Annotated in this window: 16 protein-coding genes and 1 tRNA gene; 11 read left to right on the top strand and 6 right to left on the bottom strand. The window is 64.2% G+C overall.

What is annotated here, in order from left to right:
- Positions 1 to 26 precede the first annotated feature (26 nt).
- The gene (gene gpmI, locus MVC20_RS14095; protein WP_297542439.1) at positions 27 to 1,541 is read right to left on the bottom strand and encodes a 2,3-bisphosphoglycerate-independent phosphoglycerate mutase; all 1,515 of its coding nucleotides are present in this window, start codon (positions 1,539 to 1,541) and stop codon (positions 27 to 29) included.
- Between the two features lie 233 nt (positions 1,542 to 1,774).
- Here gpmI and MVC20_RS14090 point away from each other — a divergent pair, with 233 nt between their 5' ends.
- The 3 genes from MVC20_RS14090 to cbiB are packed head-to-tail and all read left to right on the top strand — an operon-like array spanning position 1,775 to position 4,001.
- Positions 1,775 to 2,155, top strand: a complete 381-nt coding sequence (locus MVC20_RS14090; RefSeq protein ID WP_297542437.1) for a DUF1636 domain-containing protein — start codon at positions 1,775 to 1,777, stop codon at positions 2,153 to 2,155.
- 5 nt (positions 2,156 to 2,160) lie between these two features.
- Entirely contained in the window at positions 2,161 to 3,105 is a 945-nt protein-coding gene (gene cobD, locus MVC20_RS14085; RefSeq protein ID WP_297542435.1) for a threonine-phosphate decarboxylase CobD, read from the top strand.
- A 14-nt stretch (positions 3,106 to 3,119) separates the two neighbouring features.
- Positions 3,120 to 4,001 (top strand): adenosylcobinamide-phosphate synthase CbiB, encoded by an 882-nt coding sequence (gene cbiB, locus MVC20_RS14080; protein WP_297542766.1) that lies wholly within the window; start codon positions 3,120 to 3,122, stop codon positions 3,999 to 4,001.
- A gap of 4 nt (positions 4,002 to 4,005) precedes the next feature.
- Here cbiB and MVC20_RS14075 read toward each other — a convergent pair whose 3' ends face one another.
- Both MVC20_RS14075 and MVC20_RS14070 read right to left on the bottom strand, forming a co-directional pair.
- A complete protein-coding gene (locus tag MVC20_RS14075; RefSeq protein WP_297542433.1) occupies positions 4,006 to 4,653 on the bottom strand; it encodes a GntR family transcriptional regulator in 648 nt (215 codons plus the stop codon).
- A gap of 30 nt (positions 4,654 to 4,683) precedes the next feature.
- Positions 4,684 to 5,376, bottom strand: a complete 693-nt coding sequence (locus MVC20_RS14070) for a SprT family zinc-dependent metalloprotease (protein WP_297542431.1) — start codon at positions 5,374 to 5,376, stop codon at positions 4,684 to 4,686.
- A 113-nt stretch (positions 5,377 to 5,489) separates the two neighbouring features.
- Here MVC20_RS14070 and MVC20_RS14065 point away from each other — a divergent pair, with 113 nt between their 5' ends.
- The 5 genes from MVC20_RS14065 (at position 5,490) to MVC20_RS14045 (ending at position 7,532) form a co-directional block, all read left to right on the top strand.
- Entirely contained in the window at positions 5,490 to 5,816 is a 327-nt protein-coding gene (locus MVC20_RS14065; RefSeq protein ID WP_297542429.1) for a TIGR02300 family protein, read from the top strand.
- A gap of 84 nt (positions 5,817 to 5,900) precedes the next feature.
- Positions 5,901 to 5,976: transfer RNA gene (locus MVC20_RS14060), tRNA-Ala, on the top strand.
- Between the two features lie 295 nt (positions 5,977 to 6,271).
- Positions 6,272 to 6,562 (top strand): 50S ribosomal protein L28, encoded by a 291-nt coding sequence (rpmB, locus tag MVC20_RS14055; protein WP_297542427.1) that lies wholly within the window; start codon positions 6,272 to 6,274, stop codon positions 6,560 to 6,562.
- A 103-nt stretch (positions 6,563 to 6,665) separates the two neighbouring features.
- Positions 6,666 to 7,013: a hypothetical protein gene (locus tag MVC20_RS14050; RefSeq protein ID WP_297542425.1), complete on the top strand. Its 348-nt coding sequence runs from the start codon at positions 6,666 to 6,668 to the stop codon at positions 7,011 to 7,013.
- A 42-nt stretch (positions 7,014 to 7,055) separates the two neighbouring features.
- Positions 7,056 to 7,532, top strand: coding sequence for a copper chaperone PCu(A)C (locus MVC20_RS14045; protein ID WP_297542423.1), 477 nt, complete (start codon positions 7,056 to 7,058; stop codon positions 7,530 to 7,532).
- A gap of 175 nt (positions 7,533 to 7,707) precedes the next feature.
- On the opposite strand, the gene MVC20_RS14040 is transcribed toward MVC20_RS14045, so the two are convergent.
- From MVC20_RS14040 to ubiA, 3 genes are all read right to left on the bottom strand, one after another.
- Positions 7,708 to 8,043 carry a hypothetical protein gene (locus MVC20_RS14040; protein WP_008280346.1) on the bottom strand — a complete coding sequence of 112 codons (336 nt, stop codon included), beginning with the start codon at positions 8,041 to 8,043 and terminating at the stop codon, positions 7,708 to 7,710.
- Positions 8,040 to 9,947: an OmpA family protein gene (locus MVC20_RS14035; protein WP_297542420.1), complete on the bottom strand. Its 1,908-nt coding sequence runs from the start codon at positions 9,945 to 9,947 to the stop codon at positions 8,040 to 8,042. The genes MVC20_RS14040 and MVC20_RS14035 overlap by 4 nt, the downstream gene beginning before the upstream one ends.
- Positions 9,948 to 10,009: 62 nt before the next feature.
- On the bottom strand, positions 10,010 to 10,975 hold the full coding sequence (gene ubiA / locus MVC20_RS14030) for a 4-hydroxybenzoate octaprenyltransferase (protein ID WP_297542418.1): 966 nt from the start codon (positions 10,973 to 10,975) through the stop codon (positions 10,010 to 10,012).
- An 11-nt stretch (positions 10,976 to 10,986) separates the two neighbouring features.
- Between ubiA and MVC20_RS14025 the strand changes: the two genes are divergently transcribed.
- The 3 genes from MVC20_RS14025 to MVC20_RS14015 all read left to right on the top strand — a co-directional run bounded on the left by MVC20_RS14025 (position 10,987) and on the right by MVC20_RS14015 (position 13,676).
- The gene (locus tag MVC20_RS14025) at positions 10,987 to 11,718 is read left to right on the top strand and encodes a 16S rRNA (uracil(1498)-N(3))-methyltransferase (RefSeq protein ID WP_297542416.1); all 732 of its coding nucleotides are present in this window, start codon (positions 10,987 to 10,989) and stop codon (positions 11,716 to 11,718) included.
- The gene (locus MVC20_RS14020) at positions 11,715 to 12,242 is read left to right on the top strand and encodes a hypothetical protein (RefSeq protein WP_297542414.1); all 528 of its coding nucleotides are present in this window, start codon (positions 11,715 to 11,717) and stop codon (positions 12,240 to 12,242) included. The genes MVC20_RS14025 and MVC20_RS14020 overlap by 4 nt, the downstream gene beginning before the upstream one ends.
- A 63-nt stretch (positions 12,243 to 12,305) precedes the next feature.
- Positions 12,306 to 13,676, top strand: coding sequence for a glutamate--cysteine ligase (locus tag MVC20_RS14015; protein ID WP_297542412.1), 1,371 nt, complete (start codon positions 12,306 to 12,308; stop codon positions 13,674 to 13,676).
- The last annotated feature ends 7 nt before the right edge of the window (positions 13,677 to 13,683 follow it).

The raw sequence follows: 13,683 nt of genomic DNA, 5'->3' as shown, positions 1-13,683 counted from the left end.
GACCGCGCAGGTGACGGGCAAGACCCTCATATCAATAGGCTCTCCCCGGTCATTTCTGTCGGTATCGAGAGTCCCATCAATTGCAGCACCGTGGGTGCCAGATCGGCCAGGCGCCCGCCCGCGCGCACGCGCGCACCCTCAGGCCCCCCCAACAGGATGACCGGCACCGGGTTGAGGGTGTGGGCCGTATGCGGCCCACCTGTTTCGGGATCGACCATCACCTCGCAATTGCCGTGATCTGCCGTCACGATCATCGTGCCACCCACTTCTTCCAGAGCCGAAACCACCCGACCAAGACCTCGGTCCACCGCCTCACAGGCCGCAATGGCCGCCTTGAGATCGCCAGTATGGCCGACCATATCGGGATTGGCGTAATTGACCACGATCAGATCATAGCGCCCCCGGATGGCCGCGACGAGCCGGGTCGTGACCTCCTCGGCGGACATTTCTGGCTTGAGATCATAGGTCGCTACATTGGGCGAGGGTGCCATGTAGCGATCTTCGCCCATCTCGGGCTGTTCCTTGCCGCCGTTGAGGAAAAAGGTCACATGCGGATATTTCTCGGTCTCAGCCAGATGAAACTGGCGCAAGCCATGCTGCGACACCCATTCGGCCAGCGTGTTGACGATGGCGCGCGAGGGAAAAACCGTCTCGAACCACGCATTATGGGCCTCGGAATATTCCACCATCCCGAGCAGCGCCGCCCATGCCGGGCACGCGCCCCGTTCAAACGCCGCAAACGCAGGATCGGCAATCGCTTGCAGGATTTCGCGGGCACGGTCGGCGCGAAAATTAAGACAAAAGAGCCCGTCGCCATCCTGCGCGCCGGTATAATCCCCGATCACGGTCGCGGTGATGAATTCGTCGGTCTCCGAGCGGGCATAGGCATTGGTGATCGCCATGCGCGGATCGGGGCAACGCAGGCCGCGCCCGCCGACAATCGCCTCGTAGGCCTCTTCCACGCGCGACCAACGGTTATCCCGGTCCATGGCGAAATAGCGGCCCGTGACGGTCGCGATACGGACCTCGGGCGGCATCATTTCGCGCAAGCGTTCCAACTGCACCCGCGCCGATTTCGGGGCAACGTCGCGTCCGTCGGTCAGCGCGTGCAACAGCACCGGCACCCCCGCTTCGGTCAGCGCCCGCGCCGCCGCCGCGATGTGATTGAGATGCCCATGCACCCCGCCGTCAGACATCAAACCCAAGAGATGCGCCCGCCCGCCACTGGCCTTCATCTTGGTTACAAAGCTTTGCAAGGCACTGTTCTCAAAAAAAGAGCCATCCTCGATCGCGAGGTCGATCTGCCCAAGGTCCATCGCCACCACACGGCCCGCGCCGATATTGGTATGGCCCACCTCGGAGTTGCCCATCTGGCCGCGCGGCAGGCCCACGTCGAGTCCGTGAGTGATCAGTGTGGCATGGGGACAATTGGCCATCAGCCGGTCGAAAACAGGCGTTCGCGCCAGATGTGGCGCGTTGGCGTCGGTGCTGTCGCTCAGCCCCCAACCATCGAGGATGCACAGGACGACGGGTTTCGGCATGCTCTCTCCTGACCTTCGTTTTGCCGCCTTCTAGCCTGTCGGGGCCGTAGGGTGAAGCGGCTTTGAGGTCGCGCCGCAATCCAGCGGTTTCCTGTCGCGCCCTGCAGGGTCGCTGCCCCGCCCTCGTTTTATGAAGCTGCTATCGCGCCGTGTTTCGCAGCGCAGCTGTCAGGGCGCTTGCGAAGAGAGCGGAATTCCGCTTGAACGGGCCTGCGGACAAGGAAAGGCACGAGATGACGACCTGGATCACCATTTGCGACACCTGCAAGCGCGAGGATTGGGATGCCGCCACGCAGACGCGCCCGCATGGCGAGGATCTCGCGGCACTTGTCGAGCGCGCCGCAGAGGGGTGTGCGACGGTCCGCACACGACGGGTGGCCTGTCTCATGGGCTGTGGAAAGGGCTGCAACGTGGCCATTCAGGGCGCAGGCAAACTGGCCTATACCTTGGGCGATTTCACACCTGACGCCGCATCCGCCGAGGCCATTGTCGCCTATGCCGCCCTCCATGCCGAGAGCGCGACAGGACAGGTGCCCTACAAACAATGGCCGCAGGGGGTGAAGGGGCATTTCGTGACCCGCCATCCCCCCTTGCCCTCTGACACCGAGGCGTGACGCGCATGCACCGGGACCATGGCGGCGGGATCGACGCGGCGCGGGCTGCGCATGGCGGAGAGCGAACCGATTGGATTGACCTCTCGACGGGGATCAACCCCCTGCCCTATCCGGTGGGCGAAATCACACCCGAGGCCTGGACCGCCCTGCCCGACCGCACCGCGCAAGAGGCGCTCATTCGCGCCGCGCGGCACTTCTGGCAGGTGCCGGATGGGGCCGCCGTGCTGGCCGTCCCCGGGGCATCGGCGCTGATTGCACGGCTGCCCGGCCTGCGTGCGCCTGGAACGGTCCATATCCCCGGCCCCACCTACAATGAACACGCCGCCAGCTTTCGCGCTCATGGCTGGCAGGTGATCGACACCCGCACAGCGGATGCGCCCGTGGACGCGCGGGTCATCGTGCATCCCAACAACCCCACCGGGCAGTTTTACGGGGCGCAAGACCTGGACGCCCCCCTGACCATCATGGACGAAAGCTTTTGCGATGTGGCCCCAGACCGTTCGCTGTTGCGCCATGCGCTGACGCCAGGCCGGATCGTGCTCAAAAGCTTTGGCAAGTTCTGGGGGCTGGCAGGGCTGCGGCTTGGCTTTGCCATCGGAGCGCGGGACGAGCTTGACCGTCTGTCCGATATGCTCGGACCGTGGCCGGTGTCTGGCCCGGCACTGGAAATCGGGGCAAGGGCGCTCAACGATCCCGAATGGGTGCGCGAGACACGGGTGCGCCTTAATGAAGAGGCGGCGCGACTCGACGCGCTCATGTGGCGCGCGGGCGCCGAGGCGGTGGGGGGCTGTGCCCTTTTCCGGCTCTACCGGGTCAAATCCGCCGAGGCCTGGCAGGCGCGCCTGGCAGAACACCGCATTCTCATCCGGGTGTTCCCCTATGCGGATGATCTGATCCGGTTGGGTCTGCCGGGACCAGAGGGCTGGGCACGTCTCGAGGCGGCGCTGTGACCCTCGTTCTGGCGATGCTGCTTGATGCCGCCTTGGGCGAACCGCGCTGGCTCTGGGATCGGCTGCCGCATCCGGCGGTCCTGATGGGGCGCGCCGTGGGCTGGTGCGACCGGGTGCTCAATCGTGGCGCGGCACGGCGTGCACGGGGCATCGCGACGATGACGGGCCTTGGGATTTTGGCCCTTGTGCTGGGCTGGGTCCTCTCGCAACTGGGTCCGGTGGTCGAGGTTGTCGTCGCCGCAATCCTCTTGGCACAGCGCTCGCTTGTCGATCACGTGGCGGCGGTGGCGCGCGATCTGCGACTGTCCTTGGGCGACGGCCGGCGCGCGGTGGCGCAGATCGTGGGGCGCGATACGGCGGCAATGCAGCCCTCTGACGTGGCGCGCGCAGCCATCGAATCAGCCGCCGAGAACCTCAGCGACGGGGTGATCGCCCCCGCGTTCTGGTATCTCATTGGCGGTCTGCCGGGTCTCATGCTCTACAAGATCACCAATACCGCCGACAGCATGATCGGCTATCGCACGCCGCGCCACGAGGCCTTTGGCTGGGCCGCCGCGCGGTTTGACGACCTGCTCAATCTCGCCCCCGCACGGATAACGGCAGGTCTTATCCTCGCCACCCATGTGCTCTGGTGGCAGTGGGATGAGGTCGCGCACGAGGCGCGGCAACACCGCTCGCCCAATGCCGGCTGGCCTGAGGCGGCTATGGCACGCGCCTTGGGCGTGGCGCTCTCCGGTCCGCGATCCTATCACGGCACGCGGCAAGAGTTTCCCTATGTCAACGCTCAGGGTCGCCGCGCCATCGGCGCGACCGAAATCGACGCCGCCTGCCGTGCGCTCTGGCGGACATGGGGTGCTGCCCTGGCCTTGGTGGCTGTGTTGACGCTGCTGGTCTGACGCCTCAGCCGATCAGCATCTTGAGCCCTTGTGTCACGTCGGAGCGAACAGCCAGGCGCAGGCTGGGCTCATCCCCCGCCTTGAGCGCCGCGATGATCAGCCGATGATAGTGCGGCGGGTCCTTGCGCCGCAGACGGCCATAGAGCGCGCGCATCGTGGGCCCGAGCTGGAGCCAGACAGTCTCGGCCATGGCCAGCATCGCAGGGGCCTGCGCGCGCAGATAGAGCGTGCGGTGGAATTCGAGGTTGCGTCGGATATAGGCCACCGCGTCCTGACGGGCGATATCCTCGGCCACACGGGCATTGATGCTCTGGAGTCGGTCAATCAAGGCAATATGCGCACGCGGCAAGGCACGGCTGGCCAGCTCCACCTCGATGAGTGCACGCAAGGCGGCCAGTTCCTCGATTCGCTCGCTGTTGAGTTCGGGCGTGGACACGCGGCCGGAACTGGACATGGTCAGCGCGCCCTCGGCCGACAGACGGCGCACGGCCTCGCGCGCAGGCGTCATCGACACGCCAAACTCTGTGCCGATACCGCGCAGGGTCAGCGCCTGACCGGGGGCAATTTCGCCATGCATGATGCGCGACCGCAAACCGCGATAGACGCGGTCATGCGCAGAGGGGGACGGATCGGGGCGCGGTGGCAACAACATGGCCCCATGTGATCACAAATCCAGCGCCGGTCAATCACCGAAACGATAGCGGTGCAGCGCGCCGCCCTCGCGGCGCAGCCAGGCGCGCGGGGTTTCATAGTCCGGCATGAGGCGCGCCACTTCGGCCCAGAAGGCCGGGGAGTGATTCATCTGGGCCAGATGCGCCACCTCATGCGCCGCCACATAATTCAGCACATCGGGCGGCGCGAGGATCAGCCGCCATGAGTAACCGAGCGCGCCCTTGGCAGAGCAGGATCCCCACCGCGACCGTGTGTCGCGCAGGGTCAGCCGGGTGTGGCGCCGCCCCAATAGCGCCGCGTAATGATCCGAGGCCGCCGCCAGACGATCCCGCGCCCGCGCCTTGAGCCATCCTTCAAGACGCGCTCCAACACTCTCTTGCGGTCCCGGCACGCAGAGTTGCGCCGCCTCACGCACGATTCGCCGTCCGCTTCCGGGTACGATTCGCAAAATCTCGCCCTCGACCGGCAGGTCACAGCCAATGCCCACGACCGTTTGCGCCGGCCGTCCCTCAAGATGACCGCGCAGCCAGTCGGCCCGCGACCGGGCAAAGGCAAGCGCCTCGGCCTCGCTTACGCCGCGCGGAATCGTCAGGGTGACGCGCCCGTCCAGCCCCGACACACGCAGCGAAATCCGCCGCGCGCGGGCACTATGGCGTAAACTCAGGGCAACCGGGGGGTTGCCCGCCAGCATGTGATGGCCCATATGCGCTCCTGCTCGGGATCTGCGTGTCACCGTCAAAGGCTTTGACAGCCCTTTAATGTTATGGCAGGGGACGCGGATCGTCGACAAGACCAGAGATTCAAAGGGGATCACCCATGCCCAAGGAAGAATGGGGCGTCAAGCGTGTCTGCCCGACCACCGGCAAACGCTTTTACGACCTGAACAAGAACCCGATCATCAGCCCCTACACGGGCGAGGTGGTGGAACTGTCGTCGCATAAGACGCGCTCGATGGCTCCGGACGCCGAAGATGCGGAAACGAAGAAGCTGAAAGCAGGGAGCATCCTCGATGATGATGCCGATCTGCTGGATGATGACGACGTCGATGTCGAGCTGGATGATGATCTGCTCGAGGATGACGAGGACGAAGACGTGTCGCTGGACGACATCGCCGACGTGGCCTCGGACGACAACGATCTTTAAAAATCGCGGGGCGGGATTTTCCACTTGATCCCGCCCGCAGCTTTGCTTAGAGAGCGGCGCACGGCCCAAAGGGGCCACGGAATTGGGGCCTTAGCTCAGCTGGGAGAGCGCTTGCATGGCATGCAAGAGGTCAGGGGTTCGATCCCCCTAGGCTCCACCAATTCTCTTAACTCAGCCGCACATCTTGTCGCCCTCCGAGATTGGCGGCGAGCATTTGCTACCTCCCTGCCCGCTTCTTCTTGGCTAAAATACTCTCGCCGAAGATGCCCATGTGCTCGACGCTGGCGGGTGATGCGACGGTGCCGGATTGCAGCAATTTCAACCCGAGAATCCCTTGACGCGCCTGTGCTTTGGGCCTAAAGACGCCAAACGGAATTCGGGGCACTGCCTGTGGTGGTGCCCGTTTGTGTTAAGAAGGGCCAGCACGCGCCCTCAGCAAGAACGAGGATGATCTCATGTCGCGCCGCTGTGAACTGACCGGTAAAGGCCCGATGGTTGGCAACAACTCCAGCCACGCCAACAACAAGACACGTCGTCGGTATCTGCCGAACCTCAACGACGTGACCCTGCAATCTGAAACCCTGAATCGCGGGATCAAGCTGCGGATTTCGGCGCATGCTCTGCGCAGTGTCGATCATCGCGGGGGTCTTGATGCGTTTCTGGCCAAGGCGAAGGACGACGAGCTGTCCGCAACCGCGCTGAAGGTCAAGAAAGAGATTGCCAAGGCGCAGGCCGCAAACGCCTGATCCTTCGCGTCCAATCGCTTTGCGCGCAGCCCTGCCCAACCGGCGGGGCTGTTTGCTTTTGCCGCTTGCCCAGACTGGGCACGCGAGCCTATACCTCGGAGCGATGAGACCACTGCACCCGATATTGGCCTTGGCCCTGTGCCTGGTTCTGACACTCACCAGCCAGAGCCTTGCAGTGGCGCGCGGCGGGGCACAGCCGGTGGGGCAAATCGTGCTCTGCACCGGCACAGGCCCGGTCACTATCGCCGTCGATGCCGACGGACAGCCTGTGGCCGCACAGCATCTCTGCCCGGATTGCCTGCCCGGTTTTGCCGTCGTTCCGGTCTCGCCCCCGACACTTGGCCTCTGGCAGGGACCAGAGCGGCGGATGGGGGCTGTGGCGATGGGCAGCCATGCCGTGATGCGCAGCCAGCCCCCGAGCGTGGCGCGCGCGCCGCCTGTGACGGTCTGACACCCCATTCAGACCGTGATACAGACATTCAAGGAGCGACCCATGTCCTTCAAATCCCCCCTTATGGCGGCCCTTGCCGCGACCGTCCTTGCCGTGCCCGCACTGGCGCAGGAAATCCACGTGCTCGACACCTACGCCCGCAGCGCCAGCCCCATCGCCAAAACCGGCGCAGCCTTCATGCTCATCGAGAATATCGGCGACGCCGATGACCGCCTGCTCGGCGCGACCTCTCCCGCCGCGCAAAAGGTCGAATTGCACACCCATCTCGAAGAGGGTGGCGTCATGAAAATGATGCATGTCGAAGAGGGCTTTGCCATCGCGGCAGGCGAGACGTTGGTGTTACAGCGCGGCGGCGCCCACGTGATGTTGATGGGGCTGACCGAGAGCTTTGAGCAGGGCAAGATCATTCCGCTGACGCTGGTTTTTGAAAAATCCGGAGAGATCGTTGTGGATGTTCCGGTCGATCTGGCGCGCAAGCCTGAAGGCGCTGGCACAAAAGGTCACGGAACCGGTAACTGACCCACTTGGGCCCGGCTGGGCGGCCTGCCACGCCGGTCTCTCCTGCACGCCAAGGTAAAGCGGCCCCAATCGCGCAACGCCGGTTGGGGCCCCGTTTTTTGCACACAACCCAAACAGTTATATTTCGTCGGACCGAAAAACTTCGCGCCGGCGCTTTCTGTGCCTGCTGCCGAAATCAGCCGACCGCCCGGCCAGCCATCTTTTCCAGATGCGCGCGCAGTTGTTCAGCCTCGTAGCGCGCTTCGCGAAGACCATCCATCGTGGCGGCCAATTCCGCCTCGGTTTGGCTGATCTGATTGGTCAGCTCGGCCTCGCGCTGTTGCAAATAGGTGATGGCCTGATCGCGGGTTTCCTCGGCCTCGTGCAGTTCCTGCGCCAACCGTTCCAATTCCCCGACATCGGATCCGGGAACGCGGATGAAGCGATGTACCAGCCAATTGGCGAACCAGCCCATGCAGAACGCCACGAAAAGGACGATGGCGGTTGCGATGATGAATTCGGTTCTGTTCATTCGGTTGGCTTGTCCTGCGTAGTCTCTTCGGCCTCAGTCCCTTCTTCCCCCGGTTCTTCGAGGCTTTCAAGCGCTGTTTGCTGATCTGCCACCGGCTCGGGGCGGATCAGGCGAAATTCGATGCGGCGATTGGTCTCGCGGCCCTCTTCGGTCCCGTTGTCGGCGATGGGCACGCTTTCGCCATATCCCTTTGCGTCGATGCTCGAGGTCAGCACACGGCGCATGCGCAATTCGTCCAGCACCGCACGCGCCCGTGCGAGGCTGAGTTGCACGTTCATATCCTCGCTGCCCTGACTGTCGGTGTGGCCGCCAATCTCCATTCGGATTTCGCCGCATTTTTTCAGCACATCGGCAATATCGTCCATGATCGCGGCCCCTTGCGCGTCGATCTTGGCTGATCCCGGCTCAAAGTTGATCTTGCGCCCTGCCTGAATCGCAGCGATCTGCGCCTCGCATTCATCTGGCGTTGGAAGTCCGGCGACGGGATCAAGAGCCTCTTTGTAGGTCACGTCGATGGTATATTTCTCGGCCTCACCCAGCTTTTCCGCAAGGAACTGCGCGATCTCCGCGCTGGCACTCTTGCGGCCCGTGTTGCCCTGAACGCCGAAATTATCGGGCGTCACGGTCACGACGCCGTTCGACAGGTACGACAGAGCCTCGAGCCCGGTCAGAACCCGGATCGACCAATCGCGCGGCAACCCCTCAGCCACCCGCGCCGTCAGATGTACCGAATCCGAAGAAAACCGTGCTTTTGCAAAGCTGCGCACAGTCTCGCGGCTGGTCTCGCTGCCCACCCTTCCACGAATCAGAACCTGACCTTCGGGCGAGAGGGTGGCCACGAATTCGGGCGCTGCGGGCTGTGCGGCATCAGGGGGCGGCGGCAAGGTGGCGGTGAGGGCAAAGACCTCGGGCAATTCGGCCTCAAGCTTGCCAGCCACGTCGTCGAACAGGCTTTGTGACGTGCCCTCCGGGGCCAGGAGCGCCACATCGGCGTCGGAAAACGTGACAGTGCCGCCGCCCAGATCCGCGACCGCCGCTATGGCCAGTTCCGCCGCCCGCGCCCATTGTGGCGAGGGCACGCCCATCCCCACCACGCAATGGGCCTTGGACTGAACGCCCGCCTTGCCCGCAGCGCGCAAGATACGCTCGCGTGTCTCTTCAGTGTCGGCAGAGCAGGAGTCGAACCGCGCGCCGGTTTCGTCGATCACGAACCGCAGGGTAAAGGGTGTGATAACCGGGCGCGGGGCCGAGATGGCAAGCGCCAGCCGCACGTTGTCCGGTGCCGCGCGTGCCAGATCCGTTTCGATCCGGCGCTGCGCCTCTGTGCTGTCGACCATGGCCTTGATCTCGACCCGATCCGCGCTGACGGATATCTTGGCCCGCGGCAATTTCCCAAGCGACCTCACCGCATAGCGGAGCGCGGCGGGCCATGTCTCTGGATAGGGGTAATCCGCGGAATCGAGCAGGTCGGCCACCGTCACGTCATCGGTTTCAGACGCGATATCCGCCAAAAGCTTCTCACGATCCGTGGCGGCAGGCACCAGACCGATCAGGGAAATGCCGCTGTCATTTCGCAGGATTTCAATGGCAAAGCGCGGCGGCGCAATATCCGCCGCATCCTCGACCAGCATCTGATCAATCACCCGTGCCGCATCGACCACCGTGCCCGCCAGCGACAGCGCCTTGAACCGCAGCGCCTCGGACGGGGCGGTGCCTGCGAGAAAGAGTTGCAGACCATCCGTATCGACATCGGCCCAGACCAGCCCGACGCGATCCAGCGTATCGCGCACCGCGCGACGCGAACTGTCCTCGATGGCGCTCACGGCAAAGCCTGCGGCGACAACCGCAAGCACCGCTGCCCCGGTAAAGGTTCCTGCGATCGTGAAAGCGGATGATAAACGCATCGGGCAATGGCCAATTCATGAGTGCTGCCCACGTCTTTAGGCGCGCGGCGGCCTGAGTTCAATCACAGGAGACAGGCGACGGCGAAAAACGGCACAGGCAAGAGACCCGCATCCCGGTTGGAACGAAAGAGTTGAAGCAACCGCGCAGTATCGTCCAACCGCAAACGGCGCATCTGTCCCTGCATGTGCCAGCCCATCACCCAAGGACCGCACAGCGCCACAAGGAGTGCTGTCAGCCGCGCATCGGGCACCGCAAGAATGACGGCCACCGCCATCAGCGACACGGTCGCCACCAGAAACCACCGCAGCCAGCGAGGCGAGTTGTCCCCAAAAAGCCGCGCCGTGGATTTGACACCGATCAGAGCGTCATCTTCTGCGTCCTGATGGGCATAGATGGTGTCATAAAAGAGTGTCCAGGCAATACCCGCGAGATAGAGGATCACCGCGGGCGCTTCCAGCCGGCCGCTATGCGCCGTCCACGCAAGAAGGGCGCCCCAGTTGAAGGCGAGGCCGAGAAACACCTGCGGCCACCATGTAAATCGCTTGGCGAAGGGATAGACCGCTACAGGCAAGAGCGACAAGACGCCAAGGGTAATCGCGGCGGCGTTGAAGGTCAGAAGAATCCCGAACGCAAGCAGCGCCTGCGCCGCCATCCAGATGAGCGCGCCGCGCACCGTGACCTGACCTGCGGGAATAGGGCGCGATGCAGTGCGCGCCACAGAGCCGTCGATGTGCCGGTCGGTAATATCGTTCCAGGTGCAGCCCGCGCCGCGCATCAGAAAAGCCCCGAGGGCGCAGCCGGTAAAGATCCACAGATCGTGCCATCCCGCCTGCCCGTCCGACAGCATCGCAAGCGTCAGCCCCCACCAGCAGGGCAAGAGCAAGAGCCATGTGCCAATCGGTCGGTCCGCTCGGCTCAGCCGCAAGTAAGGGCGCGTGGCGGCAGGGGCCAGACGGTCCACCCAATTGCCAGCATAGGCATCGGCCACCTGTCCCGTGGCCTCTGGCATCTGGTTCTTTGCGGTCATATGTTGGCCCCATGAAAGCAGCGAAGATCAGGCTTTATGTAGAGCACCCGTTGGGGGAAGGGCAAACCATTCCTCTGAGTCAGCCGCAGGCGCATTACCTCTTTGGGGTGATGCGGCAAGCCCTGGGGGACGCCGTGCTTTTGTTCAATGGTGAGGCCGGGGAATGGCGCGCCGACGTGATCGAGGCAGGCAAGCGCGGCGGCGCCCTGCAGGTGGCCGAGCAGACAGCCCCGCAGCGCAATCCGCCCGACCTCTGGCTCATGTTCGCTCCGATCAAGAAGGCGCGCACGGATTTCATTGTCGAGAAAGCCGCCGAAATGGGCGCGGCGCGGATCATCCCGGTGCAGACCGAATTCACCAACGCCGAGCGTATCCGGCAGGACCGGCTTCAGGCGCATGCCGTTGAGGCCGCCGAACAATGCGGCGGCACATTCGTGCCCGAGGTCAGCGACCTGCACCGCCTCGACCGGATGCTGGCCAACTGGCCCGAGGATCGTCAGTTGATGTTTTGCGACGAGGCGCTGGCGGGTCACGCGGCAACGCTTGGCCGCGATCTGCCGCGCGGTGCGTCATGGGCCATCCTGATCGGTCCCGAAGGCGGTTTCTCGGAGGCAGAGCGCGCACGCCTCGCGGCGCTGCCGCAGGCCCACGCCATCAGCCTCGGGCCGCGCATCCTGCGCGCGGATACGGCGGCGGTGGCGGCGATGACGCTCTGGCAGACCACCTTGGGGGATTGGACATGAGCTTTATCCGTCCGCAGGCGCGCGCCGCCCTTTGGCGCTGGCGCGAGGTTTTGAGTGGGCTGGGGCTGGCCATCCTTGGCCTCTGGTGGGGGGTCGGCAGCTACGGCCTTCTGCAATGGCTGGGTTACGTGCTTCTGATCCTCGCCGGGGCGGTCCTGTTGATGGGGCTGCAACGGACACGCTTTCGCGCAGGCGCGGGCGGTCCCGGCGTGGTGCAGGTCGACGAGGGACAGGTTGCCTATTTCGGGCCTCTCACGGGGGGCGTGGTGGCGATCCGCGATCTTGACGCGCTGACACTCGATCCGACCGGCAAGCCGCCGCATTGGGTGCTGAGCACGCAAGGCGCGCCCGCGCTGCATATCCCGCTCAATGCCGAGGGCGCAGAGGCGCTCTTTGACGCCTTCGCCGCCCTGCCCGGCCTGCGCACCGAACATATGCTGTTCCAAATGCGCCGCCTGCCCGATCACCCGACTGTGATCTGGCAGAAATCGCAAAGCACCACCTCGCACCTTAGGCTGCATTGACAGTCCTGACGTTTGCCGCCAACTGTGTCGCCCGAGACACTGCCCTGATCAGGAGGCCCGAGAATGTCCATCCCACAATCCGGCGGCGGGCCGATCGAACGCCATGAGCAACTGGCCGAGTATCTGGCAAGTGGTTGCAAACCCAAGGAAGATTGGCGAATTGGCACCGAGCACGAGAAGTTCGGCTATTGCAAGGACACGCAGCGCCCCATCCCGTACGAGGGACCGCGGAGCATTCTGGCGGTGCTCGAAGGGCTGCGCGATGTGCATGGCTGGGCTCCTGTGGAAGAGGGCGGCAAGCTCATCGGGCTGGAAAAAGACGGTGCGAATGTGAGCCTCGAGCCGGGCGGGCAACTGGAATTGTCAGGCGCGCCGCTCGAGACCATCCATCAGACTTGCGACGAGGTGAACGACCACCTGCGCGACGTCAAGGACATCGCCGACAAGGTGGGTGTCGGCTTTATCGGTCTGGGGGCTGCGCCCATCTGGACGCATGAGGACATGCCGCTCATGCCCAAGGGCCGTTACAAGCTGATGGACAGCTATATGCAAAAAGTCGGCACCATGGGCCGGACCATGATGCGCCGCACCTGCACCGTTCAGGTCAATCTCGATTTTTCCTCAGAACCTGACATGGTGCAGAAGCTGCGCGTGGCACTGGCCCTGCAACCGGTGGCGACGGCGCTCTTTGCCAATTCGCCCTTTTTCGAGGGCAAACCCAACGGGCACAAAAGCTGGCGCTCCCGCGTCTGGCGCGATCTTGATCCCGCGCGCACCGGCATGTTGCCCTTTGTGTTCGAAGAGGGGTTCGGGTTCGAGGCCTATGCCGATTACGCGCTCGATGTGCCGATGTATTTCGTCTATCGCGATGGCAAGTATATCGACGCTTTGGGGCAGTCGTTCCGCGATTTCCTGCGCGGCGAGTTGCCTGCCCTGCCGGGCGAGAAGCCGACGCTGAGCGATTGGGCGGATCACCTGACCACCACCTTCCCCGAGGCGCGGATCAAGAAATTCATGGAAATGCGCGGCGCCGATGGCGGCCCTTGGCGCCGGCTCTGCGCTCTGCCTGCCTTCTGGGTCGGGCTGATGTATGATCAGTCGGCATTGGACGCGGCATGGGACATCTGCAAGGGCTGGGATGCCGCGACGCGCGATGCGCTGCGGGTGGCCGCCAGCGTGGAGGGTCTCCAGGCGCGCGTGGGTGATATTCACATGCATGAACTGGCCCGCGCGGTGCTGGACATCTCAGAGGCCGGCCTCAAGGCGCGCGCGCGCTCGGGCGGCGGCGGCATGATCCCGGACGAGACGCATTTCCTCAATGCCCTGCGCGAGAGTGTCGAGACGGGCAAGACCCCGGCGGATGAACTGCTCGATCGCTACAATGGCGATTGGAACGGCGATCTGAGCCGGATTTACGCCGATTACAGTTACTGAGGTCTGG

The sequence above is a fragment of the Roseovarius sp. genome (assembly GCF_027019125.1).
Taxonomy (GTDB): Bacteria; Pseudomonadota; Alphaproteobacteria; order Rhodobacterales; family Rhodobacteraceae; genus Roseovarius.
This window is presented reverse-complemented; position numbering and strand designations above follow the sequence as displayed.